This is a genomic window from Exiguobacterium sp. s127, from assembly GCF_018618695.1.
GTDB classification, from domain to species: Bacteria; Bacillota; Bacilli; order Exiguobacteriales; family Exiguobacteriaceae; genus Exiguobacterium_A; species Exiguobacterium_A oxidotolerans.
Map to the genome: position 1 here is coordinate 77,985 of NZ_JACSMO010000005.1, position 26,735 is coordinate 104,719.

27 protein-coding genes are annotated in these 26,735 nt (G+C 48.8%); 19 read left to right on the forward strand and 8 right to left on the reverse strand.

Going from position 1 to position 26,735, the window contains the following annotated elements; all coding sequences use genetic code 11:
• The first annotated feature begins 104 nt into the window (after positions 1–104).
• From acnA to KNP98_RS08370, 10 genes are all read left to right on the forward strand, one after another.
• The gene (gene acnA, locus KNP98_RS08325) at positions 105–2,828 is read left to right on the forward strand and encodes an aconitate hydratase AcnA (RefSeq protein WP_214811075.1); all 2,724 of its coding nucleotides are present in this window, start codon (positions 105–107) and stop codon (positions 2,826–2,828) included.
• Between the two features lie 65 nt (positions 2,829–2,893).
• Positions 2,894–3,358 (forward strand): DUF3939 domain-containing protein, encoded by a 465-nt coding sequence (locus tag KNP98_RS08330; protein WP_088836790.1) that lies wholly within the window; start codon positions 2,894–2,896, stop codon positions 3,356–3,358.
• A gap of 198 nt (positions 3,359–3,556) precedes the next feature.
• On the forward strand, positions 3,557–4,264 hold the full coding sequence (locus tag KNP98_RS08335) for a hypothetical protein (RefSeq protein WP_088836791.1): 708 nt from the start codon (positions 3,557–3,559) through the stop codon (positions 4,262–4,264).
• A 76-nt stretch (positions 4,265–4,340) separates the two neighbouring features.
• On the forward strand, positions 4,341–6,584 hold the full coding sequence (locus KNP98_RS08340; protein WP_214811077.1) for an AAA family ATPase: 2,244 nt from the start codon (positions 4,341–4,343) through the stop codon (positions 6,582–6,584).
• A gap of 12 nt (positions 6,585–6,596) precedes the next feature.
• A complete protein-coding gene (locus KNP98_RS08345; RefSeq protein ID WP_034801290.1) occupies positions 6,597–7,031 on the forward strand; it encodes an acyl-CoA thioesterase in 435 nt (144 codons plus the stop codon).
• Positions 7,032–7,126: 95 nt separating this feature from the next.
• Positions 7,127–8,143, forward strand: coding sequence for a M15 family metallopeptidase (locus KNP98_RS08350; RefSeq protein WP_214811079.1), 1,017 nt, complete (start codon positions 7,127–7,129; stop codon positions 8,141–8,143).
• 17 nt (positions 8,144–8,160) lie between these two features.
• Positions 8,161–8,772 carry a glycerol-3-phosphate 1-O-acyltransferase PlsY gene (gene plsY / locus KNP98_RS08355; RefSeq protein ID WP_214767442.1) on the forward strand — a complete coding sequence of 204 codons (612 nt, stop codon included), beginning with the start codon at positions 8,161–8,163 and terminating at the stop codon, positions 8,770–8,772.
• A 205-nt stretch (positions 8,773–8,977) separates the two neighbouring features.
• The gene (locus KNP98_RS08360; protein WP_214811081.1) at positions 8,978–9,742 is read left to right on the forward strand and encodes a DeoR/GlpR family DNA-binding transcription regulator; all 765 of its coding nucleotides are present in this window, start codon (positions 8,978–8,980) and stop codon (positions 9,740–9,742) included.
• Positions 9,743–9,766: 24 nt separating this feature from the next.
• Positions 9,767–10,426 (forward strand): copper homeostasis protein CutC, encoded by a 660-nt coding sequence (locus KNP98_RS08365; RefSeq protein WP_214811083.1) that lies wholly within the window; start codon positions 9,767–9,769, stop codon positions 10,424–10,426.
• Positions 10,427–10,616: 190 nt separating this feature from the next.
• Positions 10,617–11,249: a DUF975 family protein gene (locus tag KNP98_RS08370; RefSeq protein WP_214811085.1), complete on the forward strand. Its 633-nt coding sequence runs from the start codon at positions 10,617–10,619 to the stop codon at positions 11,247–11,249.
• Positions 11,250–12,076: 827 nt separating this feature from the next.
• Here the strand turns inward: KNP98_RS08370 and KNP98_RS08375 are convergent.
• Both KNP98_RS08375 and KNP98_RS08380 read right to left on the reverse strand, forming a co-directional pair.
• Positions 12,077–12,958: an NAD(P)-dependent oxidoreductase gene (locus tag KNP98_RS08375; RefSeq protein WP_214811087.1), complete on the reverse strand. Its 882-nt coding sequence runs from the start codon at positions 12,956–12,958 to the stop codon at positions 12,077–12,079.
• Complete coding sequence (locus KNP98_RS08380; RefSeq protein WP_088836798.1) at positions 12,955–14,703, reverse strand: ABC transporter ATP-binding protein; 1,749 nt, start codon at positions 14,701–14,703, stop codon at positions 12,955–12,957. The genes KNP98_RS08375 and KNP98_RS08380 overlap by 4 nt, the downstream gene beginning before the upstream one ends.
• A 130-nt stretch (positions 14,704–14,833) precedes the next feature.
• Here KNP98_RS08380 and KNP98_RS08385 point away from each other — a divergent pair, with 130 nt between their 5' ends.
• From KNP98_RS08385 to KNP98_RS08400, 4 genes are all read left to right on the forward strand, one after another.
• Positions 14,834–15,271, forward strand: coding sequence for a YaiI/YqxD family protein (locus KNP98_RS08385; RefSeq protein ID WP_088836799.1), 438 nt, complete (start codon positions 14,834–14,836; stop codon positions 15,269–15,271).
• A 70-nt stretch (positions 15,272–15,341) separates the two neighbouring features.
• Positions 15,342–16,991: a sensor histidine kinase gene (locus KNP98_RS08390; RefSeq protein ID WP_239456866.1), complete on the forward strand. Its 1,650-nt coding sequence runs from the start codon at positions 15,342–15,344 to the stop codon at positions 16,989–16,991.
• A 19-nt stretch (positions 16,992–17,010) separates the two neighbouring features.
• Complete coding sequence (locus KNP98_RS08395) at positions 17,011–18,765, forward strand: EAL domain-containing protein (protein WP_214811089.1); 1,755 nt, start codon at positions 17,011–17,013, stop codon at positions 18,763–18,765.
• A gap of 59 nt (positions 18,766–18,824) precedes the next feature.
• Entirely contained in the window at positions 18,825–19,067 is a 243-nt protein-coding gene (locus tag KNP98_RS08400) for a hypothetical protein (RefSeq protein ID WP_214801197.1), read from the forward strand.
• 111 nt (positions 19,068–19,178) lie between these two features.
• Here the strand turns inward: KNP98_RS08400 and KNP98_RS08405 are convergent, their stop codons facing one another.
• From KNP98_RS08405 to KNP98_RS08415, 3 genes are read right to left on the reverse strand one after another with little or no spacing between them, the layout of a single operon-like run.
• Positions 19,179–19,748, reverse strand: a complete 570-nt coding sequence (locus KNP98_RS08405) for a class I SAM-dependent methyltransferase (RefSeq protein WP_214811092.1) — start codon at positions 19,746–19,748, stop codon at positions 19,179–19,181.
• 24 nt (positions 19,749–19,772) lie between these two features.
• Positions 19,773–20,747: a DUF4003 family protein gene (locus KNP98_RS08410; protein WP_214811094.1), complete on the reverse strand. Its 975-nt coding sequence runs from the start codon at positions 20,745–20,747 to the stop codon at positions 19,773–19,775.
• A gap of 55 nt (positions 20,748–20,802) precedes the next feature.
• Positions 20,803–21,324 (reverse strand): DUF1836 domain-containing protein, encoded by a 522-nt coding sequence (locus KNP98_RS08415; RefSeq protein WP_214811096.1) that lies wholly within the window; start codon positions 21,322–21,324, stop codon positions 20,803–20,805.
• A gap of 115 nt (positions 21,325–21,439) precedes the next feature.
• On the opposite strand from KNP98_RS08415, the gene trhA reads away from it, so the two are divergent.
• The 3 genes from trhA to KNP98_RS08430 all read left to right on the forward strand — a co-directional run bounded on the left by trhA (position 21,440) and on the right by KNP98_RS08430 (position 23,222).
• A complete protein-coding gene (gene trhA / locus KNP98_RS08420; protein ID WP_214811098.1) occupies positions 21,440–22,087 on the forward strand; it encodes a PAQR family membrane homeostasis protein TrhA in 648 nt (215 codons plus the stop codon).
• Between the two features lie 109 nt (positions 22,088–22,196).
• Positions 22,197–22,895, forward strand: coding sequence for a ribose-5-phosphate isomerase RpiA (gene rpiA, locus KNP98_RS08425; RefSeq protein WP_214811100.1), 699 nt, complete (start codon positions 22,197–22,199; stop codon positions 22,893–22,895).
• Between the two features lie 69 nt (positions 22,896–22,964).
• Complete coding sequence (locus KNP98_RS08430; protein ID WP_159173701.1) at positions 22,965–23,222, forward strand: hypothetical protein; 258 nt, start codon at positions 22,965–22,967, stop codon at positions 23,220–23,222.
• 42 nt (positions 23,223–23,264) lie between these two features.
• Here KNP98_RS08430 and KNP98_RS08435 read toward each other — a convergent pair whose 3' ends face one another.
• The 3 genes from KNP98_RS08435 to KNP98_RS08445 form a co-directional block, all read right to left on the reverse strand.
• The gene (locus KNP98_RS08435; protein WP_029333388.1) at positions 23,265–23,669 is read right to left on the reverse strand and encodes a DUF350 domain-containing protein; all 405 of its coding nucleotides are present in this window, start codon (positions 23,667–23,669) and stop codon (positions 23,265–23,267) included.
• Between the two features lie 12 nt (positions 23,670–23,681).
• The gene (locus tag KNP98_RS08440) at positions 23,682–23,858 is read right to left on the reverse strand and encodes a hypothetical protein (RefSeq protein WP_167331096.1); all 177 of its coding nucleotides are present in this window, start codon (positions 23,856–23,858) and stop codon (positions 23,682–23,684) included.
• 64 nt (positions 23,859–23,922) lie between these two features.
• On the reverse strand, positions 23,923–25,035 hold the full coding sequence (locus KNP98_RS08445; RefSeq protein ID WP_214767468.1) for a GGDEF domain-containing protein: 1,113 nt from the start codon (positions 25,033–25,035) through the stop codon (positions 23,923–23,925).
• A gap of 287 nt (positions 25,036–25,322) precedes the next feature.
• On the opposite strand from KNP98_RS08445, the gene KNP98_RS08450 reads away from it, so the two are divergent.
• Together KNP98_RS08450 and KNP98_RS08455 are read left to right on the forward strand one after the other, a co-directional pair.
• Positions 25,323–26,069: a methionine ABC transporter ATP-binding protein gene (locus tag KNP98_RS08450; protein WP_214811102.1), complete on the forward strand. Its 747-nt coding sequence runs from the start codon at positions 25,323–25,325 to the stop codon at positions 26,067–26,069.
• Complete coding sequence (locus KNP98_RS08455) at positions 26,062–26,724, forward strand: methionine ABC transporter permease (RefSeq protein ID WP_214801227.1); 663 nt, start codon at positions 26,062–26,064, stop codon at positions 26,722–26,724. Before KNP98_RS08450 ends, KNP98_RS08455 begins: the two co-directional genes overlap by 8 nt.
• Positions 26,725–26,735 lie beyond the last annotated feature (11 nt).

A 26,735-nucleotide genomic window follows, 5' to 3' on the forward strand; every position in this document is an offset into this window, starting at 1 on the left:
TGTTCTTTCAAATTGTAACGAGACCCATATTATACTATGATAGAGCTGTACAAGTAAGCGGTATCAGGGGCTTGATGTCGTCAACACTTAAAGGGGGAATCAGCATGAAACAAACGCAACCAACGCAAGACGTGTTTGGTGCACGCCGTTCGTTTGAAGCGAACGGTAAAAATTACAACTATTACAGCCTGGAAAAATTAGAAGAACTCGGACTAACGGAAGTCAAACGTCTTCCATATTCCATCCGTGTCCTGCTTGAATCGGTTCTTCGTCAACAAGATGGTCGCTCAATCACGAAAGAACACGTCGAAAACTTGGCGAAATGGGGAACTGCCCAAGTTTCGAACGATATCGACGTCCCGTTCAAACCGTCACGCGTCATCTTGCAAGATTTCACAGGTGTTCCGACTGTCGTTGATCTCGCGTCACTCCGTAAAGCGATGCAGGACCTCGGTGGTGATCCATCGGTCATCAACCCGGAAGTTCCAGTTGACCTCGTCGTCGACCACTCGGTTCAAGTCGATGCCTACGGTTTCGCTGGCGCACTCGCTGAAAACATGGATTTAGAGTTTGAACGCAACGAAGAACGTTACAAATTATTACGCTGGGCAACGACGGCATTCGACAACTACCGTGCCGTTCCACCGGCAACAGGAATCGTCCACCAAGTCAACCTCGAGTACTTGGCATCAGTCGTCCTTGAAAAAGAAACGGCAGACGGCACAGTCGACGTCTATCCGGATACACTCGTTGGAACAGACTCACATACGACGATGATCAACGGTCTTGGTGTCCTCGGATGGGGCGTCGGTGGAATCGAAGCGGAAGCCGGCATGCTCGGACAACCGTCATTCTTCCCAGTTCCTGAAGTCATCGGTGTCCGCATCACAGGTGAAATGCACCCGGGAACAACAGCAACGGACGTTGCCCTTCGCGTGACGGAAATGCTCCGTCAACAAAACGTTGTCGGTAAATTCGTTGAGTTCTTCGGTCCATCACTTCACTTGATGTCATTATCTGACCGTGCGACGATCGCCAACATGGCACCAGAATACGGTGCGACATGCGGATTCTTCCCAGTCGATACAGAAACGTTGACGTACCTTCGCTTGACAGGTCGTGAAGAAGAGTTGATCGAGAAAGTTGAAAACTACTCGAAAGCAAACGGCTTGTTCTACACACCACAAAACGAAGATCCAACGTTCACGAAAACAGTTGAACTTGATCTTTCAACGATCGTTCCTGCGCTTGCTGGACCAAAACGTCCACAAGACCGGATTGACTTGACAGACGTCCACACGTCATTCGAAAAAGCGTTGACAGCGCCGCAAGGCAATGCTGGATTCGGTCTTTCTGAAGATGAAAAAGATAAAGTCGCAGTTATCCAGTATGAAGACGAAGCGGTCGAGATGCGTACAGGGGACCTCGCGATCGCCGCCATCACAAGCTGTACGAACACATCAAACCCTTACGTCATGATCGGTGCCGGACTCGTTGCGAAAAAAGCAATCGAGCTTGGCTTGACGGTTCCAAAATACGTCAAGACGTCACTTGCTCCGGGATCAAAAGTCGTAACGGATTACCTTGAGAAATCAGGACTTCAACCGTACCTCGATGAGCTCGGGTTCAACACGGTCGGTTACGGCTGTACGACATGTATCGGGAACTCGGGTCCACTCGACCGTGCTGTCGAAGATGCAATTCTCGGTTCAGACCTGCTTGTCTCATCTGTCCTCTCGGGTAACCGTAACTTTGAAGGTCGGGTTCACCCGCTCGTCAAAGCCAACTACTTGGCATCACCACCGCTCGTCGTTGCATACGCAATCGCGGGAACAGTTGATGTTGATATCATGAACGCATCACTCGGAACAGGTAAAGACGGACAAGAAGTTTTCTTCGCGGACATCTGGCCGTCACGTGACGAAATTCAGACGATCATCAACACAGTCGTCACACCACAAAGCTTCCGTGCTGAATATGATTCAGTCTTCACAGGAAACGAACGTTGGAACAACCTCGACGTCCCGACAGGCGATCAATATGACTTCGACGAAGCGTCGACATATATCCAAAACCCGCCGTTCTTCGAGAACTTGGCGAAGGAAGCTGGACATGTTGAAGCATTGAATGATCTCCGTGTGTTCGGTAAATTTGCGGATTCTGTTACGACAGACCACATTTCACCAGCCGGATCATTCTCGAAAACGACACCAGCCGGTCAATACCTCGTCAATAAAGGCGTTGCACCAAAAGACTTCAACTCGTACGGTTCACGTCGTGGTAACCACGAAATCATGATGCGCGGGACATTCGCGAACATCCGGATCCGTAACCAAGTCGCACCGGGAACAGAAGGCGGATTCACGACGTACTGGCCAACTGGTGAAACGATGGCGATGTACGATGCTGCGATGAAATATAAAGAAGATGGCACAGGTCTCGTCATCCTCGCTGGTAAAGACTATGGTATGGGCTCGTCGCGTGACTGGGCAGCAAAAGGAACGAACTTGCTCGGCGTTAAAGCCGTCATCGCCGAGAGTTTCGAGCGGATTCACCGTTCGAACCTTGTCATGATGGGTGTCTTACCACTTCAATACGTCGCAGGTACGTCTGCTGAGTCACTTGGTCTAACAGGTGAGGAAGCGATCAGTATCGCAATCGACGAATCGGTCCGTCCGCGTGACATCATCCAAGTCACAGCGACAGCTGCAGACGGAAAAGTCACGAAGTTTGAAGCGATTGCCCGCTTTGACTCGGAGGTCGACATCGATTACTACCGCCACGGTGGAATCTTACCGATGGTCCTTCGCGAACGTCTTCAAAAATAAGGGATTGTCGTTGATTGAAAAGGTGGGGGGAACCCCGCCTTTTTCTATAGGAGGGAGGCCAGCCGATGAGTCGGTTCAAAAAGTGGTTTCAGCCGAAAGAGGAAGAACCTTTACCGATTCGTGATGTTACGCTCGATGAAGTCAAACAAGCGACCCACGAATTTGAGTTGACGTTACCGAAAGGGACGAACCGGACGGTCTTACTCGACGAAGCACAGAAAATTGATTTAGACCGCCTGGCTGTCCACCTCGGTGTTCGGTCGACACAAAGCTTTTACATGTCGCGGGAGACGTTCGCGATCATGGAAGCAAAAGACCGGGACATCGTCTATGAGATGGATCACGTCCAGCTCGCCGTTGATCGCTATTTTGATAAAGAAGGCAAGTTACCATTGAAAAAGTACACGAAGACATTTCAAGTCGATTGTGCGATGTTGTTTGCGACAGGCTATTTACGCGAATTGCCACAGCATTCGTATTACCTCGTCGACGAATCGATGATCATCGCACGTGAACCAAAAGAAAATTAACCGAAGACGGGATGAATCGCGCGCACGTGATTCATTTCGTCTTTTTTTGTCAATTTGTATGTTCGATGAACGGAATCGTTCAAAAGTCTGCCGTATTTCCTCAGAAATCAGTTGAACTTAGACAAACCCTTTGTATTCTAGGCGTAAAACCGATACCATTAACTATGAATCGAGACTGATTAGGATGGTGTACATGGCATGACGAAACGAACGAGTACATGGATTGCTGTAGCAATCGTGGCAATGGCGATACTCCTTGCCTATAATTTTTATTTACTGAATACGACACAGACCTCTAAAGAGGATGAAGCGACTCCCGTCAAACCGTTCTATACGATGTCCCGCATCCAGTATGTCGAAAAGAAATTATCGACGAAGGAAGATGCACTCGAAGCTCGGACGTACGAAGTCGTATTTGACGATCAGGGTCATTTCCGAACGGAAGTCATTGAAGGACCTTCGACAGGCACGACGGCGATTTGGGACGGTGAAATGTTCCGGGAATACGACGCTGACGGCAAGCTAGTCAATGAGACGGAAGCATCGAAAAGTGTCAGTGCGCCGCGCCCATTCTTATCGCGTGGCTTCAATGAACAAATCCTCGACTTCATCGATAAAGGTGACTTTGGTCAAATCGAGGGCGAGGCGGATATTGCCGGCAATGCAGCAGACGTCTACGTCAAAAAAGAACCGGCAAGCACGGTTCCGGATGAGTGGATTAAACAGTATCCATCGTTCTTCGATAAAGAGGACAATCAAGAAGAAGCGACATATTATGTCGCATCCGACCGTTCGAAAGTCTTAGGGGCGGAGTCACGGAATAACGGTAAGTTATTCTATTCCGTCAAAATGAAAAAAATCGAGTCGTTGGATGAATTTGATCCAGCTTGGTTAAAAATGAAGTAATCGAAAAACCGACTTGAACGTCGCACATCGTGGCGACAAAAGTCGGTTTTTTCGAGAAGTAGGAGGGACTAAAGCGATGGAAGCATTCTCGAAAGAGGAGATGTTCAAACAAATTGAAGCCTGGGAACAGGGTGAAAAAGTCGAGGAGGTCCGCGCCTTACGCTACGCACAAAGTAGTCGGCTGTTAAAAGAGACGGAAGCACTCGTCCGGATTCTCGCGCTACTCGTCGAACACCGGTACATCATGACGGGACGGATTGATGCGCTGGCAGAAAGCTGGATTCAAGAAATCAAACAACACGGTCGCTTACCGGAACGCTTGGAGCAATTGATGATTGAACAACAATTACAAGGCAGTTATCAACTGCTCGTCGCGAACACGTTCCCGACGATCCGTGAGACGGATAATGCCAATGCGAAACGATCGGCGACAAAAGATATGATTCAGCAGGCGAGTCAAATCGTACAAGAAACAGAACAAGTCGTCGAATTGACGGAACGGCTGCGGCGGATCGATGCGGCGCGCTGGACGGAATTGTTCGAGGCGGCAAAAGCGCTCCTCTTGTCGAGTGCCCGACTCGAACAGACGGCGACGGACTTTGTCAACAGTTTACAGGAACGGTTTTATTCACGCGAAGCCTTTCGGGAGATGACAGAGCTGAAGGTGACGGCGACGGAAGAATTACGCCGTGTCGTCTCACTGCTCCCGATTGAGATCAAACAAGTCGAACGCTCGGCACTCGAGGAACTCGATGCGATGATTGGACTCGAAGACATCAAGTTACGTGTCCATCAAATGTACCGTTTCTTGAAGTACCAGCAAAAACGGACGGAAGACGGTTACCGGTCGAGTGACCAGCCGTCACTGCACATGATTTTCATGGGTAACCCCGGTACCGGAAAAACGACGCTCGCTCGTCTGATGGCGAAAATCTATCATGAACTCGGATTGCTTGAACGGGCGGAAGTCGTCGAGACGGACCGGTCGTCGCTCGTCGGTGCATTCGTCGGTCAGACAGAAGAACAGGTCATGAGTAAAGTCCGGGAGGCGGTCGGTGGTGTCCTCTTCATCGATGAGGCCTATGCCTTGAAACGGTCCGGTCAAAGCGGGAATGATTACGGACAGGCGGCAATCGATACGCTCGTTGCGGCGATGACGAGCGGGGAATACGCGGGACGTTTCGCCGTTGTCCTCGCCGGTTATCCGGAAGAGATGCGTGACTTCCTAAAAGCGAATCCGGGACTCCGGAGCCGTTTTCCGGAATCGAACCATTATCTGCTCGCCGACTATACGGATCAGGAATTGCTTGAAATCGGTCGGTCGATTGCGACGTCTAACGATTATGTCCTGACGGATCAAGCGGAGCGGACGCTACTTGCGCGACTCGAGCGCGAACGGGTCGACTCGAGTTTCGGAAACGGGCGTGCCGTCCGTAACATCGTCCTCGATGCAATCTTCAAAAAGGGTGCGAGTCTCGGCGAAAGTGCGAGTCATGAAGACTTTGCCCTGCTCGAACAAGCGGATTTCGAACTCGCGGCACCGGAAGACGAGTCGATCGATGCAAGGTTAGCGTCACTCGTCGGTCTGACGGAACTCAAGGCAGAACTCAAACAAATCCAGGCACTGCTCTCGATGCAACAGCGTCGCCAGGAAGCAGGCTTTAAAGTCTTACCGGTCGAACTGCATGCCGTCTTTAGCGGCAACAGCGGAACGGGTAAAACGACGGTCGCCGCCCTTTATGCTGACGTGTTGCGTCAAGCGGGATATTTGAAACGTGGACATTTGAAAGTCGTCAGTCGCGCCGACCTCGTCTCCGGTTATGTCGGACAGACGGCGCAACAGACACGGGACGTCATCCGTGACGCACTCGGTGGTGTCCTCTTCATCGATGAAGCCTATTCGTTGAACGGCGGGGCGAATGATTTCGGCAAGGAAGCAATCGATACGCTCGTCGATGAGATGACGAAGCATAACGATAACCTCGTCGTCGTTCTCGCCGGTTACGAGCAACCGATGCAGGCACTGCTTGCAAGCAATCCCGGTCTGAAGTCACGCTTTAAGCGGGAACTTCACTTCCCGAACTACGCGAAAGACGAGTTGATTGAAATCATCGTCAATTACGCGGAACGCTACGGGTATGTCTTGACGGAAGAAGCGCGTCTGGCCTTAGATGAACAGATTCAGGTCGTGCCGAACGGAAACGCCCGTGCCGCGATTACGATTGTCGAACGGGCAATCGCGAAACAGTCCGTCCGATTGATTGACAAAGCGAGTGTCAGCGGTTCAGAATGGTCCTATCTTGAAAAAGAGGATTTTTAAGGGGGAAGTTACATGCACACGATTGAAATACCGGTTCGCTATGCGGAAACGGACATGATGGGGATCGTCTATCACTCGAACTATCTCGTTTATCTTGAAATCGCCCGGACGGAGTTGATTAAGTCGCTCGGTCTTGATTATAAGGAAATGGAAGAGGCAGGCTACGTCTCACCGGTAACGAACGTCAATCTCGACTACAAACGGTCATTGACGTATGGCGATACGGCGACGGTCTCGGTCTGGATCAGCCATTACGACGGACTTCGGACGATTTACGGCTATGAAGTCAAAAATGCGGATGGTCAACTTGCCGTCGCTGGAAAAACGACGCATGTCGTCGTCAAAAAAGAAAATTTCCGACCGATTCGTTTACCAAAGGTCTTTCCGAACTGGCATGCCATCTATGAACAGATGAGTGCTGAGGATGCACGACTCGTTTCGAACTAAGCCTAAGCCCTCAGCAGGATTTCTTGCTGGAGGGCTTTTCTATTGCGTCAATTAGAGGTAACATAGAATAGCACGAAGGAAGAGGGGAATACACGATGAAGAAAATCGTAGCAGTCAGCACGTTAGCGCTCCTCCTTGCAGGATGTAATCCTGGGGATCAAGGCGCAGAAGATGCCACTAAAACAGAAGATGCGACAAAAGAAAAAACGGATGACAACGTCGCCCAAGAAGATAAGAAGACAGACGCAGAAGTAGCGAAAGAAAAAGAAGCAGAAGAAGCGGACGCGAAAGCAGCTGCTGACAAGAAGGCTGCGGAAGAAAAAGCAGCAGAAGATAAGGCAGCAGCAGACAAGAAGGCAGCAGAAGAGAAAGCCGCTGCTGATAAAAAAGCCGCAGACGATAAAGCGACGGAAGATAAAGCAACTGAGGATAAAAAGGATGATGGTAAAACAACATCGTCGCAAGATCCTGAGCCGGATAAAAAGTCTGAACCGGAATCAGAGACACCGGACGTCGATAAATCGGATACGAAGGCCGATTTAGGACTCAATGAACTCGTCGTCGTCAACAAGAAATACAGTCTGCCAATCGACTACAAACCGTCTGATCTCGTCGTTCCAGACATCAGCTTCTCTTACTCGGGTGTGCTCGAACAAAGTTACATGCGCGCACCTGCCGCAAAACAAATTGAGAAGATGTTCGCAGCCGCTAAAGCAGACGGCGTGACATTGAATGCGGTCAGTGGTTTCCGGTCCGGTCAACGCCAGACGGTCCTCTACAATAACTATGTCGCACGAGACGGGAAAGCAGCAGCCGATCAATATTCGGCACGTCCTGGTCACAGTGAACACCAGACAGGGCTCGTCTTCGATATTTCAGCCCCGAGCGTCGGAAACGGCTTGACAGCTGAACTCGGCAACACAAAAGAAGGTAAGTGGATTGCGAACAATGCGGCGAAGTATGGTTTCATCGTTCGTTATGACAAAGGGTTCCAAGCGCGGACAGGGTATACGTATGAACCATGGCATATTCGTTACGTCGGTGTCGGTCCTGCAACACAAATCAAAAATAATGGACAGACTCTCGAAGAATATATGAAGGTCGGTCATTAATACTTTGGAGGTTGACCATGATTGAAATCATTGGGATTTTGATTCTCGGCTATCTGCTTGGATCGATACCATTTGCGTTACTTGTCGGAAAATGGGGACACGGGATAGATATCCGCCAACACGGGAGCGGTAACTTAGGAACGACGAATACGTTTCGTGTCTTAGGTAAAAAAGCCGGGATCATCGTCTTGATTGGGGATCTCGGTAAGGGGGCGGTCGCGAGTCTCGTCCCAATTCTGCTCGCGTCAGAACTCCATCCACTCTTTGCCGGTATTGCGGCAGTCATCGGACATATTTATCCGATCTTCGCAAAGTTCAAAGGTGGAAAAGCTGTCGCGACATCAGGTGGGATGTTGCTCGTGACGAGTCCACTCTTATTCTTGATTTTGCTCGTCTCGTTCTTAACGACGCTTCGTTTCAGTCGAATGGTGTCGCTCAGCTCGATTGTCGCGGCAAGCATCGGAATCGTCGCTGCCGTGTCGATCGGCATCGTACAACACGACTGGATCGTTCCGACGTTCTTTACCGTACTTGCTTTGTTCGTCATCTTCAAACACCGCGATAACATCGGTCGGATTCGTCAAGGGACCGAGTCGAAGATTCCGTTGTTCGATAAAGAAAAGCAATAACAGTCTGACTTTAGTCCACCTTTATTCATGTCATCCGTGAATAAAGGTGGACTTTTTTTGTCTGAGGGACGTGTTAATTCTGAAAAAATGAGGAATTCAACAACAATTCATAGGAAGCACACGTTTTTTTACACCGGATTTACAAGACCTTTACAGACGTTCGGTACACTAGAACTAGTACTCGTTAATGAAGGGGGAAGGTCGTGTGTCGTTACTCGGAGAAGAACGAAAAGGACAAATCATGAAATGGCTTGAAGAAGAAGGGAAAGTCATGACGAAAGATTTAATTGATCGATTGGATGTTTCAGGGGAGACCGTCCGTCGCTACCTGGAGGAACTCGAGCGGGACCGCCAACTCAAACGTGTTTATGGGGGAGCCATCTATCAAGGCGGAAAACCGGAATCGCCGATTTCCCGTCGGACGGATCAATTGTCGCGTCGTCTCGCGCGTTACGCGAAAGGCTGGCTCAGTGAATACTCCTGTATCTTTTTAGGAAAAGGGGAACCCGTCGAGCACTTATTGCCGTACTTAACGGGAGCGGCGACGATTGTGACGAACTCGCTCTCGATCGCAAACCATCTGGAACAATGTCGTAAGAATGGACCGTTCAACGGTGAAATCCGCTTACTTGGCGGAACTGTCGACACCTATGGTCAAACGGTCGGTGTCGAAGTGTTGCAAGCACTTGATTCCTATGCGTTTGATGCCTGTTTCCTTGCATTTGACGGCGCAGAAATCGAACGAGGCTTCGTTAGTGACGACATCGAGTCATCCTTGATTCAAAAAGCCGTCATCGGTTGTACGAAAGACGTCTATGCCTTTTTAGCATGTGACGAGTTTGAGGGGAACCGCAAGTATAAAGTCGCCGAGTTCCGACGGGCTAAAATCGTCCTCAGTCCTTCGACCTATCCACCATCATGGGAGATGAAGTTGTTTAACGAACGGGTGAACTGGACCGTCGTCTCGTGATACACTGATGCGGGAGGGATGTACATGTTAGAAGTAATCGCAGCAACCGTCGAAGAGGCGACGGCTGCAGAACAAGCAGGCGCAGATCGACTCGAGCTCGTATCTGCCTTATCGGAAGGTGGACTGACACCAAGTTACGGATTGATTCGTCAAGTTCTTTCGGCAGTCGAAATCCCGGTCCATGTCCTTGTCCGGCCACATAGTAAGTCATTTGTTTATTCAGAAGCGGATCAAGAAACGATCATCACCGATATCGACTTGATTCGTGAATTAGGGGCTGCCGGCATCGTCGTCGGTTCGTTGACAGCGGATGGACGGATTGATGAAGGATTCCTCGGTCGCGTCATCAAACACAAAGGGGAGCTGTCGCTGACGTTCCACCGGGCCATCGATAGCAGCCGTGATATCCACGAAGCAGCCGAGGTCTTAGCCGACTTCCCGGAAGTCGACCGCATTTTGACGTCAGGTGCTAAAGCAACGGCGCTCGAAGGACAAGTGGTCATCGCGGAACTCGTTGAACGACACGAGGAATTGACGATTTTACCGGGCTCCGGGATCACCGTCGAAGCAGCAAAAGAGTTGTTGGAAACGACGAAAGCGACCGAACTCCACGTCGGTTCAGCAGTTCTCGTTAACGGAAAAGTCGATGCATCAAGAGTATCGGCCTTGAAATCACTTCTTTAAAAAAGCATCGGTAACGAGAGGTGCATCTTCCCTGAGTGGGAGGGTGTGCCTCTCCTTTTGTTTGCTGCTGTCGTCCGTCCATCTTTCAGTAGTTTGTCACAACTTTCTCTGAAATCGAAGCACGTCCCTATTTTTTCAAGCGGGACTACGTTAAAATCAAATGGGAAAGTGAAGTGAGAAGGGGTTTATGATGACAAATTCAGCGTACAAAAAAACAGCACTCGCGACATTAAAAGGCAACTGGTTTGTTGGGCTAAGCATTTCAATCGTCTATTTTGCGATTTTTGCCTTAGCGGCCAGTCGAATGTCGTTTGATCAAGAAGACATTGGAAGTATGATGAAGTTCGTTGGCTTGAACATCGTCGTCACGATTATTTTGGCACCGGTCACGGTCGGACGGACGATTTCCTACTTACGGTTCGTTCGAGGTGAAAAAGCCGGCATCGGAACGTTGTTCGAAGGATTCGCTTCGTTGAAATCATATGTCCGGACGATTCTTTCGTACACGGTCGTCACACTGCTCGTCTATGCAGGATCATTTTTGATTTTACCGGCGATCTATTTCTATCTTGTTTACCGACTCGTCCCGTATATTCTCGTCGATCGTCCGGAACTGTCGTTTATTCAAGTATTAGGAGAGAGCCGACGGATGATGCGTGGACAGAAACGACGTTTGATCAAACTCTACATCAGCTTCATCGGTTGGGGAATTCTCGCCTTGTTGAGTACGGTCGGTGTCATCTTCCTGACGCCGTATTTCGATACGACGATGGCGCATTTTTATGAGAAATTAAAAGCAGAACAACCAACAACGGTCGAATGATTGGCACGGATGGGTCCTCTGAGAAATCGGAGGACCTTTTGAGTTGGACTGGATTCGAAGTAAACCGACCGTTCGTGCCTTCCTGCCTTGCCTCGTCTCCCAAGCGGCAGTGAATTTGTGCCGCTTCGCTGCGCTGCAGGGTCACAAACGCACTGCTATTCGCCAGGGAGCGATTCAAGACGGACGGCTCGGTCGAATCATTTTGTTTTCAAGAAGGCAAAGATAATATGCTCAGAGGTATGTTGTTTGTGAGTCATGTAATGGTAAATTCGGAGTAAACTGACCGTTCGTGCCTTCCTGCCTTGCCTCGTCTCCCAAGCGGCAGTGATTTGTGCCGCTTCGCTGCGCTGCAGGGTCACAAATGCACTGCTATTCGCTAGGGAGCGATTCAAGACGGACGGCTCGGTTGAATTGTTCTATTTTCAAGAAGCCAAAGATAATATGTTCAGAATCGCTTCGCTTTTCGTGACTCCTACGGGAAAAAGCGCAAGGTCACCTTGCGCTGGCAGAGCCAGGCGAGACCCTGCTCCTTGTTCGTCAGAAGCAAGGAGCAACGGCTTGCGGCTCGCCCGAGGAAAGCACGGGAAGCAAGAAGCGGTTGCCGCAACAAACGGACTTTGCCCTTTATGATTTCCCTTTATGATTTCTATGTGGAAAGCACGGGAAGCAAGAAGCGGTTGCCACAACGAAGGCACTCTCTTCTTATGATTCCTGCATGAAAAGCACGAGAAGCAAGAAGTAGTTGCCACATACGATTTCTCATTAATCGATATCAAGTAATCAAAAAAGGTCCACCCAACTGAATCGGGCGAACCTTTTTGTTACGGTTATTGTTGCGGTGACTTTTCAGCGAGTAATAAATAGAGTGCTTGTGTACCGGACTCACCGTGCCCCATCGCTGCGAGCTCGTCATACAGTGATTTGACGAGCGCGAGACCCGGTGTCGAAATTCCCATCTCATCCGCCCGTTCAAGTGCCAGACGCATGTCTTTGATGAAATGTTTGACAAAAAATCCTGGTGAATAATTCTCCGCGATGACACGCGGAATCAAGTTCTCGAGTGACCAGCTGCCGGCAGAACCACTTTTAATCGTCTCGACGAACTGGGTCGGGTCGATGCCGGAGCGCGTGACGAACAATAACATCTCAGCTGTCCCGATCATCGAACCGGCAATTGCAATCTGATTTGCGAGTTTCGCCGATTGTCCTTTTCCGGGACCACCGAATAATGAAATCGAGCGTCCCATCGCCTCAAACAATGGTTTGACGTCAGCGAAAGCCTGTTCTTGACCACCGACAAGAATCGCGAGTGTCCCGTTTTTCGCACCAAGGTCTCCACCTGTGACAGGTGCATCGAGTGAAACGAGCCCGTTTGCTTGTGCCTGCTCCGCGATTTTGACGGCGAGCGCCGGGCTTGATGTCGTCATGTCGATGACGATCGTCCCGGGCGCAGCATTCGCTAAAATTCCGTCTTCACTGAAGTAAATCTGTTCGACGTCTTCCGGGTACCCGACGATTGAAATGACGACGTCTGCGCCGGTGACGGCTTCTTTAATCGTGTCGACGATCGTCGCCCCGTCCTGTTCGAGCGGTAAGCCTTTTTCTTTTGTCCGGTTATAGCCTTTGACGGCAAAACCGGATTTCAGTAAGTTCCGCACCATTCCTTGCCCCATGACACCGAGTCCAATAAATCCTACCGTTTTCGTCATCCGTGATTCCCCCTGATTGCATCGGTCTGACCGATGAATTGTTGCGTTACGAGTTTATTATACAAAACATTCGTCTCGACGAGGGTGTCGTGTGTCCCGATGCCGGAAACCCGTCCGTCCTCAAGAACGATAATTTGATCCGCGTGACGGACTGTCGCCAGGCGGTGAGCGATGACGAACGTCGTCCGTCCGCGCATCAGACGTTCAAGTGCTTCTTGGACGACACGTTCCGATTCTGAGTCAAGGCTTGACGTCGCTTCGTCGAGCAGTAAGAGTTCCGGATCACGCAGCAAGGCACGGGCGATCGCAATTCGTTGCCGTTGTCCACCCGACAGTTTGACCCCGCGTTCGCCGATTTCCGTCATGTAGCCGTGCGGGAACGACTCGATGAAGGCATCGGCATTCGCCATTTCTGCAGCATCGCGGATTTCCTGTTCCGTCACGTCACGGACGAGTCCGTACAGTAAATTATCACGAATCGTTCCCGACAAGACGGGTGAATCCTGGGCGACGTAGCCGATTGCCCGGCGCCAGCTTTCAAGTCGGAACGTCTCGATGCCGTCCGGTCCGAGTGAAATATCTCCTGACGTCGGTTGATAAAACCGTTCGAGCAACGCAAACAACGTCGATTTTCCAGAACCGCTTGGTCCGACGATCGCCGTCGTCTGGCCGTGCGGCAAAGAAAAGGACACGTCATGCAGTAACGTCGTCTCATCATAGCCGAACGAGAGCTGATTGAACTGAACCGCGCCGAACGGACGGGTGACGTCACGCGTTCCTTGTTGCTCCGGCTGTTCTTCGAGCAGTTCCGAAATTCGTTCTGTCGCCCCGCGTGCTTTCTGGAGCTTCGAAATGAATTCTGTCATCGTCACGAGCGGGGTCATGATTTGGAACAAGTAGAGTGAAAAGGCGACGAGCTCACCGGCAGAAATTTGGTTCGTCGAGACCCGGTAAGCACCGAAGCCGATGATGATGATCAGCATCGATGTCAGCGTCACGTTGAACAGCGGTAACAGAATCGCTTGAATCCGACCTTCTTTGACGCCGAAGCCGAAGAGATTCTCAATCTTTTCGTTTCCACGGTCCATTTCGTAAGACTCGGTCGCTTGCGATTTGATGAGCCGGACTTCGCTCAACATCTCGGCGAAGAAGCCGGATAATCCGGCGAGTTCTTTTTGTGTCGCCCGGGAAATCTCATGCAGTTTCCGGACGAGCGGGATGATGATCAGTAACGTCAACGGAACGGCAATCACCATGACAAGCGTCATCTGCCAATCGAGGAAAAATAAAATCGTGATGGCCCCGATGATGGAAACGACGGATGTCAACAGGCGGACGAGCTGCTCCGACAACAACTGTTGTAACGTCGTCGCGTCATTGTTGAGACGGGAGACGAGCTCCCCTGATTTTGTTTCATCATAAAATGGAACCGGTAGACCGAGGAGATGTTTCCACAGTAATGTCCGCAAGTTGGCGACGATGCGTTGCCCGGCAATCTGGAGCCAGTAAATCGAAAAGGCGTTACTGACGAGTTGGACGAGAAAAACGACGATGAATAAGGAAATCAGTCCGGGTGTCAGCCGATCGACCGAGAAATTATCAATCAGTGATTTCAGAAACCACGGAATCATCAGTGCTGCTAATGCCTGGATGACCGATACGGCGACGGCTGCTGATAGCAGACCGACCGGGGGATTACTTTTTTTGAGAAGATGTAAAAATGATTTGAATGTAGCTTGCTCCATACGGGCACTTCCTTTCCTATCTATTGTCTTGCGAAAACGGACTCGGGTCAACTTATAGCGATTCGCTTGACAGTGTTTCTGTTTCTCGCGGACACTGAAGACAGATAGGTAAACAGAGAGGAAGAGGGAAATGAAAGTATTAGTCGATGCCGATGGGTGTCCAGTCGTTGATTTGACAATCCGGTTAAGCGCCGGGGTGGACGTGTTTTTAGTCTGTGATACAGCGCATGAATTTAACCGGGCGGGGGCGACAACGATTACAATTGGACAAGGTCCGGATGCGGTCGATTATGCAATCGTCAACCGGATTTCACCGGGTGATATCATCGTCACACAAGATTATGGACTGGCGGCACTTGCCTTAGCGCGTAAAGGACGGCCGATTGACCAAAATGGACGAATCTTTACAGATGACAATATTGATTTTCTCTTGCATACGCGGCATGTCGGCCAACAAATTCGTCGGGCCGGCGGACGGACGAAGGGACCGAAAAAGCGGACGCGCCTAGAAAACGAGCAATTTGAAGTGTCCTTCCGCTCCTTACTGAAGCAAGAAGAATTCAAATGATGTATGCCCGCCTTCTCATACGCGTGGTATAATTTTAGAAACGATTTTTCAGCTAGGAGGAAGAAATTCATTGAAAAAAGTCATGCGGTACCGTCCAACTAAAAAAACACGACCATATCGTTTGAAGAGTGGATCGTTTCCTTCGATCGAGCAAAGTGCGGACGTCACGACGGATCAGCAACAAATCGGTCAGCTGAAACACGACTTGCTCGCAGCCGAAGATAAATTAAGACACCGAAATGAAATCATGGAAACACTCGCGACACAAAACGTCGAATCTGCGTGCGAGACGCTTCTGTTGAAGCTGCTTCCGCTCATCGGATTGACGCGTGGTGCAATCATTCTCTACCGGCGCGAACAACTCAGTCATGTCGTGACAGAGGCGGTGGAAGAGATGGAGTTGATTGAAAAGGACTTAGATCAATATTCCGTTTTGCGCCGTGCATTCGTGATGCGAAAGTCCGTCCAACTGCCGATTGAAACAGGAGGATATGAGTCCGCGATTCCAATCCAGTCACCGAGTAACAACAGTGTCGTCGGGTTGATTTATTTAAAGCATGAGTTCGAGCAATTTAATTTAGAACAAGTCGGAGACATCTTAGACTTGTCACGCAAGCTCGGGATGACGTTAGAGCGACACCTCTTGTTCCATCAGATGGAGCATGAAAAAATCAAGACGTACCAGTTACTCGATTCGATTCGCGAAGCAGTCCTCTACATCGAGAGTAGTGGCGAACAAATCTATGCCAACCAAGCGTTGCTCGATATGTTCCCGCCAAAACTGTTGAATCAAGCACAAGGATTTCGGCATGCCTACGAGCGGGCGACATCGCTGTTTGAGCACGTCGACCAACCGGATGCGTTGCACGATTATATTGGTCAGCTGATGAACGGTGATATACCGGGTGAAACGATTGAACTGTCAGCCTTTCGAGGCAATCTCTTGCTCAGTGCCTATGCGGAGCGGATTGCGATTGCGAACGTCGAGTGGGGCATGATGCTCGTCTTGCGCGATGTGACGAAAGATAAAGAACTCGACTTGAAGCAAGCTGAATTCGTGTCCATCGTCTCTCACGAACTGCGGACGCCGCTCTCTTCAATCATGGGATTCACAGAATTGTTGATGAAGCGTTCCCTCGACGGACCCCGTCAAAAGAAATACCTTGAGACGATTTATTCCGAGACCGTCCGTTTGTCTGAGCTGATCCACGACATCCTCGAAATTCAAAAGGGTGAAGATTTGACGCAAGGGGCAACGAAAAGAACGATTGATTTAAAGAAACTGCTGATTGAAATGAAAACGATGTTCGAGTTAGCGAGCAGTGAACATACAGTTCGGATGGCGTTCGGTTCAGGGGCGCATCTCTTGATGGCAAGCGAAGAAAAAATGAAGCAATTGTTTACGAACTTAATCATGAATGCGATCAAATACTCACCGAATGGTGGAAACATCGAGATACGTACTGAAGTGACAGCACAAGACGTCCGGATTGAAGTCGAAGATGAAGGGATCGGTATTCCGGATAAGGCGTTACCGTTCATTTTTGATAAATTCTACCGGGCCGATAACTCGGATACCCGGAAAATTGGCGGGACAGGTCTCGGACTTGCGATTTGTAAAATGATCGTCATGGACCATGGGGGGGCGATTTCTGTTCAGTCAGAAGTTGGTGTCGGAAGTCGCTTCATCGTTGAGTTCCCGATTCATCCGATGTCATGATACGAAAGGAGGCAGCACAATGGATAATTCTCAAAGCCGCTACGAAGCCTTACATCCGCTCGTCGAAGAAATTTTAGAGAAACTCAGTGAAAAAATTGGCGTCAATTCGTTATTTTTCGCACTGAATGATTCAAGTAGCAACTTCATCGTCAAAGCAATCAATCAAGATCAAGAATTGATTGAAGAAGGATCGACGCATGTGTTCAACCACGTCCTTTGTAAACTGGTCATCGATGAGAATGCAGGAAAAATTCAAATCAATGAGTTATTGACGAGTCCATTGACGGTCGACCATCCCGTCACAAAGGCATTAGGAAACGGGAGCTTTCTTGGCGTCGCAATCAAAAACGCCGACAATGAGAAAATCGGAACGCTTTGTGCTTTTGACGATCGACCATATGACTTCTCAGCGAGCGATTTAGCATTGATTGAACATTACGCTGATATCATCAGCAAATCGATCAGTGTCGAAACATACGTCATTAAAGATGCCTTGACGGATGTGTACAATGAACGGTACATGAACCGTTTGATTTCAAGTGTGACGATTCATCCGGCATTTTTAATGGTCTTGAACCTGGATAACTTTCACGCTGTCAATGCCAAATTCGGATACCGTGTCGGCAACCGGGTTTTACAAGTCCTCGCCGACCGGCTGAAATATGTTCCGATTCCGAATCATGTCGTCGGACGGAAGGACGGCAATGAATTTATCATTCTTGCGCCGCTTGATGAACGAGAGTTTGAACAAACGGGTGCGATGTATGCCGATTACATCATGGCAGCAATCGAGGCGCCGATCGCGGACATCGGATTTGAACCAATTCATTTGACGGCGTCGTCCGGTGTCAGTTTGTTGACGGGGGATTATACGAACCGACAGACGCAAGTCTATGCGGCAGAGGCCTTGATGCAACAAGTGAAGCTCGATGGGAAAAATGGAATGCTGTTCGTCAATCAACAGCGGGAGTTCGAACAGCATCCGTTCGCTTCCGTTCTTGAAGAAGAGTTGACGCATGCGTTAGAACGCGGGCAATTCGAACTGTATTACCAGCGGATTCTTGATATGAAGCGAGGGGTGACCGTTGCGGTCGAGGCCTTATTACGCTGGAATCATCCTGTGCTCGGATTCGTCAGCCCGACTGACTTCATTCCAATTGCAGAACGTATGGGGGTCTTTGGCGACATCGGTCGATTTACGATTCGCCAAGCGATTGCCGATCGCGAACGGTTCGAAGCAGAATTCGACTTACCGGTTTCGGTTGCGGTCAATCTTTCCGCGAGTCAATTCCAGTCGAATCAACTGTTAGAAGAACTCTTGTCCTTTTCGAAGCAAGCAAACTTTAAACAAGATCGTGTCGTCCTCGAGATTCGGGAAGAAGTATTGCAGACGGGACGGAAAAAAGCAATTGAGCGCCTTCAACTGTTACGAAGCGCGGGATACCGCTTGACGGTCGATCATTTCGGTAGCCATTATGCATCGCTCAATTCATTGCTTCATCTACCGGTCCAGGCGGTCAAACTCGATCCCATCTTCACCCGACGTTTGGCTCAAAATCAGCTCGAACAGTCGATGATCCGGTCGGTCTATGCCTTGACGGAGGCGCTCGGTGTTTCGCTCGTCATTCAAGAGGTCGAGACATTATCGCAATACAAGCAGGTAGAAATGCTAGGCGAACGTTTATATGTCCAGGGGCACTATCTGCATCATCCGCAACCGCTCGATAAGTTGATTACGGACTTTGCGAAGAAAATGCAACCTCTTGATGTTTAACGGAAATCGTTCAGGGAATACTCTTAACTGTAGCTTAATTCAGTTAAGGGGGATTTCTCATGAATGAACAACACGATAAAGAAACAGATCCGATTACATCAGGTAATCAGATGACGAACGATGAAATTGCGGGACGTGATAAAGACGCGGCACCGGATACTCGCGATAAGCACGATCAAGCAAAAAACCAAAAAGCGGATGCTGAGAAATCAGACGATGCGTCCGAACAACCGGATCTTTCGCATGAAGCAGACGATGACTCTGACGTCGAAGCGAACGAGGAAACGAATCAAGATAACTAAGTGAGCGAACCGTATTCGTTCCACGCACCTAAAAGGCATCCACTCTTTCAGATGAGTCGATGCCTTTTTGAATGCAAATAAAGAGGTAGTCTGGCAAAGACTTCTTTCCGTTCAATCGGGCGGAACGGGACCTCGCTTTTTTACGGCGAGCAGATGGAATGTTGCATTTGCTTCTGCATATTCGGTATATGTGTCAGCGAGCGTTTCCCATTCATAAGGAGAATCAGAAAGAATATTTTTTAATACCTGTTCGCGGTTTGTCCCTTGCAACATGCAATTGACGAAGACTGCGCCTTCGCGCAACTGGTTCAAGATGTTGTTTACGAACGTTGTTTCGTTCTTTAAATCAATTTTATGGAAATGCAGCATCGAGTCTAACAACACGACATCGATCTGTTCGGAAATCGGAAAGGCATAAGCGTTGCCGACAATGCCTTCGACAGCATAGTCCTTTACTGAAGCGTGTTGGTTGAGCTGGGTGATACCGACGACGGAATGATCGACACCCGTCACGGTATAACCCAACTGTCCGAGTAACAAGGCGTCCCGTCCTTGACCACATCCTAAATCAAGCACGTGTCCCTTCGGTTGATATTCACTGAAAAAAGAGACGAGTCCCGGATAAGGCTGTCCGAAATAATTTTCATCTAAATAATACGTATCGTACGCAACTTTTTTCATGGGAAACCTCCTGTAGGATCATCGTCAAGCATCGCTACTGCTACTCCCCGCATCGCCGTCAAATCGGCCGTCGACCATTCCGCCATCTGTCGCATGCGACGTGTCAGTAATATCGATTGGAAACAGTAAAAAGGGAACTGTTTCCGTCGCAATGTCGTCGATCGTCGGAGCGAGTTGAGCAAATAGTTGTTGCAGTGTCGGATGATTTGCGAGATAGAGCCGGACAGCCGTTAAAAAAAGTAAGTCCTTTCGATGCTTGAAGTGGACATCCGAGCGGAGTTGCTCGACGATTTGATCGAGTTTTGAAGCATGTTCGGCAGGATCACCGAGTAAGGCGAGCAGACCGTGGAATGCAAGTGGGATGTGAGATTTACGATAACGTGCGCGCGACGCCCGTAATTGGTCGACATACGCCTCGAAATCGTCTTCAGGTAAAAGTGAAAATAGGAGAGCGACGATATAGGTCTGTTGGGCGCGACCAAACCGTTTCTTCAACAGATCGTAAGCATCTTCCACTCGTGCAAGAAGATGCTCGACCTCACCGCGCTTGTAACATTGGAAAAAGAAGAATGAGCCGAGTAAAGGGGAGACGATAAAACGGTGTTGTTGTTTGGCGAGTCGGTAAAGGGATAACGTCCGATGTAAGTGAGCGTCTGATGGATTAAGCCGGCTGATCAGCAGAGCGGTCGAGAAGGCATTTGCAGGATGCGTCATGCGATGCGTCGCAAAAAAACTTTGAATCGACATCATTTCCGTGATGCGCTCAAACGGAGACGCATCAAAGGCGTGGATTTTCGACGCGAGGAGCAGTGCCTGGGTCTGGTGCGAATGTAAGTGAAGTTCGATGTAATCAGCAGTCTGTTCGAGCGTCGAAAATTCTGTCGTATAATGACCAATCGTTTGATCAAAAGCGAGTTCGATCAAGATATTGTCTTGGTAGCTAACAAAATACTGTCCTACGTCTTCGAGCTGATGCAAAAAGCGTGTGCTTTCCTCCATCACAGCCCACCCCCAACTTCATTTTCCCTATTTTACCATGAGCACCCGGTAGAAGTTAACCGTCGAGTTGATCAATCATCCGTTCGGCGGCACGTCGATAGAGATTGCTCATATGTGCAAGTGAAAGGATCTGTTGCAGCTGATCGATTGGTTCGTTTTCATCAGCCGACGCTTGCTCAGCTTCGAATGTCTCGAGATTTTGTACCGTGTTTTCCAGGTAGCTTGCATAAAAGGCTTCTAGATTGAGCGTCTCGTTTGCGACACCTTGATTCAATTCAGTCAATGTTGTTTTGATGTCATTGATTGAGACGGTTCCTTTCAGTTGATAAATCAAGCTGATCAAAATGAGATGATTCTTCGTATACTTTTTATTCGTGACGGGGAAAAAGAGTTTCTTTTTCGCGTAATTGTTAATCATCGTCTTCGTCAAAATCGTTTCGCCTTCTGTCCGCGTCGTTGCTTCAAATGTCCGTTCGAACAATTGAATGACTTGATCCATATATAAGTCGATGTTCGGAATATCGTCTAACTGGAGTTGGCGATCGAGCGGTCGCGATTTGTCGTCATCGTGTGTCATTAAAAAAACCTCCATGAAATTTACAGGTAATGCTTTCTATTTCTCTACTATATGATAAGATATCTATATAACGCCATGTAGTATTGAAAACTACATAACTTTTGGAGGGTAACTTATGAAAACGTATATGCGCGAACCGATTAATGGATTGACTCATCTCGGGGGAGCCGTCTTTGCCTTTGTCGGACTTCTTGCTCTAGTCATCAAGGCCTCACTTGAACGGGGCGCGACCATCGCCATTATCGCAGCCATCATTTTCGGAGTCAGTATGATCGCCCTGTATTCCGTCTCGGCAACTTATCATATGGTACTTGCAAGTGACCGGGCGATCGCGATTTGGCGTCGCCTTGATCACTCGATGATTTATTTATTGATTGCCGGATCCTACGCACCGTTTTGTCTCATCAGTTTGAACGGACCGACCGGTTGGGTATTGTTCTCGATCGTCATGTTGATTGCCGTCTTCGGAATCACATTTAAGTTAGTCTGGTTCAACAGTCCGCGTTGGTTATCGACGACGCTTTATATCGGAATGGGCTGGATCATGGTCTTCGCGATCACGCCGCTTGCCGCAGTTCTGTCGCCAGTCGGAATCGGCTTACTGTTCCTCGGCGGAATCTTTTATACTGTCGGTGGAGTCATTTACGGATTGAAACCAAGCGCATTATCGTTCAAGCACCTTGGTTTCCACGAAATTTTCCACGTCTTTGTCTTACTTGGAAGTCTCGCGCACTTCTGTTGCGTCTATTTCTTCGTCATTTAACGTTCATGAACCGGGTACGACGGAGACGTCGCACCCGGTTTTTTGATTAAAAGACGCAGGATTCGGGAAAACTATCAGTGAACTGGAATTAGAGAATGGAGGGTGAACGATGCAAGAACAGGATAAAGCATTGATTGCGCAAGCTGCACTCGCATATGTAAAACCCGGTATGACACTCGGGCTCGGTACGGGTTCGACGACACGCTATTTTATTGATGCTGTAGGAAAAGCAGTGGACGAAGGATTAAAAATCGAAGCGATCGCGACGTCGATTGAGACGGAAGAACAGGGCAAGCGGCTCGGAATACCGATGCGTCAGTTACGTGATGTCGAACAGCTTGATCTCGTCATCGACGGGATTGACCAGATTGATGAACAGTTCCAAGTCATTAAAGGTGGCGGCGGCGCATTGTTCCGGGAAAAGCTCGTCGCGCTGCAAGCACGCGAAGTGTTGTATCTCGCAGACAGCTCGAAGTTCGTCCGCCAGTTGACGGGACCTTTACCGGTCGAAGTCGAACCGTTCGGACAGACACACGTCGAACGACTTCTTGCGGACAAAGGAATTTCCTATACACACCGCGAAACGGCGGGAGAAGCATTCATGACGGATGGTGGCCATTTGATTTTGGATGTCGCCCTGGATCGTGTCCCGGACGTTGCCCATTTCGTACGGGAATTGAAGTCATGGAGCGGTGTCATCGAAACCGGTTATTTTGAGCGGCAACCGGATCATGTGTTGACTCTAGAACACGGAAATATCAAACTGCTTGCCCACCCAACGCTGCGGAGCGGTGGCGGAATCGTTTGAACTTGACTCAACGTAGTCGGGATAGATAAGTAGTGCATCATTACTCGTTTTTTTTAAGGAGGAACAGTCATGAAGCTACGGAAGCGATTTTTATTTGGAGCCGGTGTATTGGCAGGTACAGGACTTGTCATGAAAAAAATGAAATCACGCCGCCCGCCGAGTCATTTGAAGGAGTATTTGGACCACCTCGATCAAGATGAGAGTCAAGATGCGGATAAAGACGAGGATGAAGTAGGATTGACGAAGCTTGATTCGATGTACCGGTCAGAGTGGCAAGCGAACGGATTCCCGCGTTCGCAACAAGAACTCGATGAATTAGATAAATAAAAAAATGACAGAAGTCCGCTTCCCGGATTTCTGTCATTTTTTTTAGTATGTAAGAGACCCGGCGATGATTAAGCCGATTGATAACGAGAGGAACAATAACAATAAACCAACGGCTTCGTTGTTGGCATCGATTTCCTTCGTCATGCTGAGACGCGGAATGAGCAGATCGGCAAGATAAAACAGGACGATTTGGAAAACAATCGCGAGAGCCCCCCACAAAACCATGTCGAGGATGCTGACAGAGTTTGCGATACTTGAATAAAGCACGATCGCAAGTCCGAGGATCCGTCCGCCGAACGCATAGACGGCTGCTTTTTTACCTTGACGAATCAATTCCATTTCCTTTGATTTCGTCGTCACTTCAAACAGGACAACACCGATTGCGAGCAAGAGCGTCGCTACACCGATATAGGCGAGTGTTGATAAAAACAAGTCACTGAATGCCATACCATTTCCCCCTTAAGAACGTTTCTTGTTGTTGCGGTCTTTTTTTTGCTGAATCGCGACATAGAGCTCAAGTAAGGCACCTACTAAAATCCCGGCGGATACATACAGATAAAAATTATCTCCGATAAATCCAAACAATAAACCGAGGAGAAGACCAATGAAAATGTACGGTCCTTTTGTTAACTTCATATTCTTCACCTGCCTTACTATCAAACGTAGCTGATTTTTTTGATTACGTCCATCCTTAATTGAATCACGTCGTCGTCGCGATCTCTTCTTTTACGGAATGGAGCGTGACTTGGTTTCGACCGGATTGTTTAGAAGCATACAGTGCTTGATCGGCATGGCGGACTAAATGATCAATATTTGCAGTCGTCTCTTCAAAGCTTGCGACACCAAAGGATGCCGTCACATGGAGGGTTTGACCGGTCTGTGTCGTGAAAGGAGCAGTTTCAATGCGCTCACGCAATTCTTCAGCGAGGGTCAAGACGCGCGTTAACGCAAGATTTGTGATGATGAGTGAAAATTCTTCACCGCCGTTACGTGACAGGTAGCCAGTGTCTCCGACTCCGTCACGTAACCGTTTTGAGAATTGACGTAACACGTCGTCACCAGCCTCATGCCCGTACGTATCATTGACCGACTTAAAGTGATCGATGTCAATCATGACGAGGGCGACCTGCTGCTCATTGAAGATACTTTGCCGTTTAATGTCCGTTAAGTAATCTGAAAAAGCACGCGAATTGTGAAGACCCGTCAAAAAGTCGATTTGCGCTTTATGTTGGAACGTCCGTAACGCAAGCTTCGTCATCCGGATGTCTTGGATGATGAGTAAAGTCAACCAGCTACTGACGAAAGACGCAGGGGTGATGACTGACAGGATTTCGACGATTTGACCGGTATCGCGTAAGACGATGCCTAAAATGACAGCGTGCAGAAGTGTCGCATAAAGCGTCACCGTCATGAAGGTCTTTTTTGAATACAAAGGCATCAGTTTGACAATCAGGGAGATACCGACAGCGAGACTGATGATGAAAAAACATGCCGCATAAGCTGCAAAATTCGTACTGATGGTAAAGCGGTAAACGATGATGGCGACAGTCACGATGAACGTCGGCAATGGGCCAGCGAAATAGGCGGCGACAATGACCGGGATATGCCGTAAGTCGACTAAAATTCCAGGGGCCGGTTCAATCGTCATCTGCATCAACACAATCGCGAGGACACTCAAACATAGACCATATAAAATACGCAGTGACTGTTTAGAATCCTGTGTAATCGGTTGAGAAGATAATTTTCCGAGTAAGTAAAAACCACTCATTAAAAAAGTGATATTGTGAAGAACATCATAGATGATTGTTTTCATATGTCGCGGACTCCTTTTAAACCAATTATGTCTATTGTACTATAATGCCGACATCGATTTTCAAAAAAATATCATTAGTGCTTTGTCTGATCGTTAAGAAGTGGGCATATTCTCTCATGACTTCAAAAAATACAGGTGTCCTCAACGGTGAACATGAGATGTATGTGTTTATTTGACTAAATGGTTTATTTAATTAGTGAGATAACGCGGGAAAGAAAAAAAGCATTCAGCATGACAAGGAATGGGAGCTTACGATAGAATGGAAAATGGTAAAAGGGGGAGGGCACATGATTACATTACATACGGTCAGTAAAGCATTTTCCAAACAACCCGTCATTCAATCAGTATCCTTAATGATTGAACAGGGTGAGATTCATGGCATCATCGGTGCGAGCGGAGCAGGTAAATCGACACTGCTTCGGCTGATGAACCTGCTCGAACGACCGGATGAAGGCGACATTGAGTTTGATGGCATCAATTTGCTTGCTTTACCGCACCATAAATTGCGGGGTGTTCGCCAAGACATCGGGATGATTTTTCAAAACTTTAATCTGGTCGCGAATAAGACGGTCGAACAGAATATTTTGGTATCCCTCGAACTCGCGCGCGTGCAGAAGCAGGAGCGTTCCGCGCGGGTTCAGGACTGCCTCCGGTTCGTCGGATTGGAATCCTTTTCTGACAAGTACCCAGCCGAATTGAGCGGCGGTCAGATGCAACGTGTTGCAATTGCCCGTGCGCTTGCCAATCGGCCACGTGTACTTTTATGTGACGAACCAACGTCCTCCCTCGATCCAAGTACGACGTCGGAGATCTTACGGGTTCTTCAAAACATTAATCGGACGCTTGGTGTCACCATCGTGCTCGTCAGCCACGAAATGAACGTGATTCAGAGTATTTGCAATCGCGTCACGATTATGGAGAACGGTCAGATTCGCGATACGGTCGCGACTGAACCTGCAGGTGTTGCCGAAATCACGAGTGATGCGGGTTGGTTCTTAACGCAGTTGACCGAACGGGGGAACGCGGATGCCTGACATATTAATCGAGTACGCAGGGGAAATCAGACTTGCCATCGGACAAACGTTCGTGATGGTAGGGGTCTCGATTTTTGCTGCAGTGCTGATCGGACTGCCGGTCGGAACGTTGCTGTTTGTATCGCGGAAAAATCAGTTACTCGAAAATCGCTTCCTGTTCTCCGGTTTGAATCTGCTAGTCAACACGGTCCGCTCCTTTCCGTTTTTGTTACTTGTCGTCTTTTTGATTCCGTTTACACGGTTGATTATCGGTACAGCCATCGGGACGGCAGCAGCGACCGTTCCACTTGCGATTATCGCGATCGCCCATTATTCCCGGCTCGTCGAACAATCGTTACTTGATGTACCAAAAGGCGTCATCGAAGCAGCGATCTCAATGGGCGCGTCGACACGAGAAGTTGTCGTGAAATTTTTATTCGTTGAGGCCCGGTCCGGACTCGTTCTCGGTCTGACGACATCGATCGTCAGTTTTATCTCCTACTCGACGATCATGGGAGTGGTCGGTGGAGGGGGCATCGGAGATTTTGCCGTACGGTACGGGTATCAGCAATTCCAGACTGAGTTGATGATGTACATGATCCTGATTATGGTCATCCTCGTCCAATTGATTCAATTCATAGGTACGACAGTAGCGCGATTGATTGACAAACGTTAAAAGAAAGTAGG

Bases quoted from the DNA above. Each gene is read 5' to 3' on its own strand.
- acnA (WP_214811075.1), top strand. From the start codon at position 105: ATGAAACAAACGCAACCAACGCAAGACGTGTTTGGTGCACGCCGTTCG.
- KNP98_RS08330 (WP_088836790.1), top strand. From the start codon at position 2,894: ATGAGTCGGTTCAAAAAGTGGTTTCAGCCGAAAGAGGAAGAACCTTTA.
- KNP98_RS08335 (WP_088836791.1), top strand. From the start codon at position 3,557: ATGACGAAACGAACGAGTACATGGATTGCTGTAGCAATCGTGGCAATG.
- KNP98_RS08340 (WP_214811077.1), top strand. From the start codon at position 4,341: ATGGAAGCATTCTCGAAAGAGGAGATGTTCAAACAAATTGAAGCCTGG.
- KNP98_RS08345 (WP_034801290.1), top strand. From the start codon at position 6,597: ATGCACACGATTGAAATACCGGTTCGCTATGCGGAAACGGACATGATG.
- KNP98_RS08350 (WP_214811079.1), top strand. From the start codon at position 7,127: ATGAAGAAAATCGTAGCAGTCAGCACGTTAGCGCTCCTCCTTGCAGGA.
- plsY (WP_214767442.1), top strand. From the start codon at position 8,161: ATGATTGAAATCATTGGGATTTTGATTCTCGGCTATCTGCTTGGATCG.
- KNP98_RS08365 (WP_214811083.1), top strand. From the start codon at position 9,767: ATGTTAGAAGTAATCGCAGCAACCGTCGAAGAGGCGACGGCTGCAGAA.
- KNP98_RS08370 (WP_214811085.1), top strand. From the start codon at position 10,617: ATGACAAATTCAGCGTACAAAAAAACAGCACTCGCGACATTAAAAGGC.
- KNP98_RS08375 (WP_214811087.1), bottom strand. From the start codon at position 12,958: ATGACGAAAACGGTAGGATTTATTGGACTCGGTGTCATGGGGCAAGGA.
- KNP98_RS08380 (WP_088836798.1), bottom strand. From the start codon at position 14,703: ATGGAGCAAGCTACATTCAAATCATTTTTACATCTTCTCAAAAAAAGT.
- KNP98_RS08385 (WP_088836799.1), top strand. From the start codon at position 14,834: ATGAAAGTATTAGTCGATGCCGATGGGTGTCCAGTCGTTGATTTGACA.
- KNP98_RS08395 (WP_214811089.1), top strand. From the start codon at position 17,011: ATGGATAATTCTCAAAGCCGCTACGAAGCCTTACATCCGCTCGTCGAA.
- KNP98_RS08400 (WP_214801197.1), top strand. From the start codon at position 18,825: ATGAATGAACAACACGATAAAGAAACAGATCCGATTACATCAGGTAAT.
- KNP98_RS08405 (WP_214811092.1), bottom strand. From the start codon at position 19,748: ATGAAAAAAGTTGCGTACGATACGTATTATTTAGATGAAAATTATTTC.
- KNP98_RS08410 (WP_214811094.1), bottom strand. From the start codon at position 20,747: ATGGAGGAAAGCACACGCTTTTTGCATCAGCTCGAAGACGTAGGACAG.
- KNP98_RS08415 (WP_214811096.1), bottom strand. From the start codon at position 21,324: ATGACACACGATGACGACAAATCGCGACCGCTCGATCGCCAACTCCAG.
- trhA (WP_214811098.1), top strand. From the start codon at position 21,440: ATGAAAACGTATATGCGCGAACCGATTAATGGATTGACTCATCTCGGG.
- rpiA (WP_214811100.1), top strand. From the start codon at position 22,197: ATGCAAGAACAGGATAAAGCATTGATTGCGCAAGCTGCACTCGCATAT.
- KNP98_RS08430 (WP_159173701.1), top strand. From the start codon at position 22,965: ATGAAGCTACGGAAGCGATTTTTATTTGGAGCCGGTGTATTGGCAGGT.
- KNP98_RS08435 (WP_029333388.1), bottom strand. From the start codon at position 23,669: ATGGCATTCAGTGACTTGTTTTTATCAACACTCGCCTATATCGGTGTA.
- KNP98_RS08440 (WP_167331096.1), bottom strand. From the start codon at position 23,858: ATGAAGTTAACAAAAGGACCGTACATTTTCATTGGTCTTCTCCTCGGT.
- KNP98_RS08445 (WP_214767468.1), bottom strand. From the start codon at position 25,035: ATGAAAACAATCATCTATGATGTTCTTCACAATATCACTTTTTTAATG.
- KNP98_RS08450 (WP_214811102.1), top strand. From the start codon at position 25,323: ATGATTACATTACATACGGTCAGTAAAGCATTTTCCAAACAACCCGTC.
- KNP98_RS08455 (WP_214801227.1), top strand. From the start codon at position 26,062: ATGCCTGACATATTAATCGAGTACGCAGGGGAAATCAGACTTGCCATC.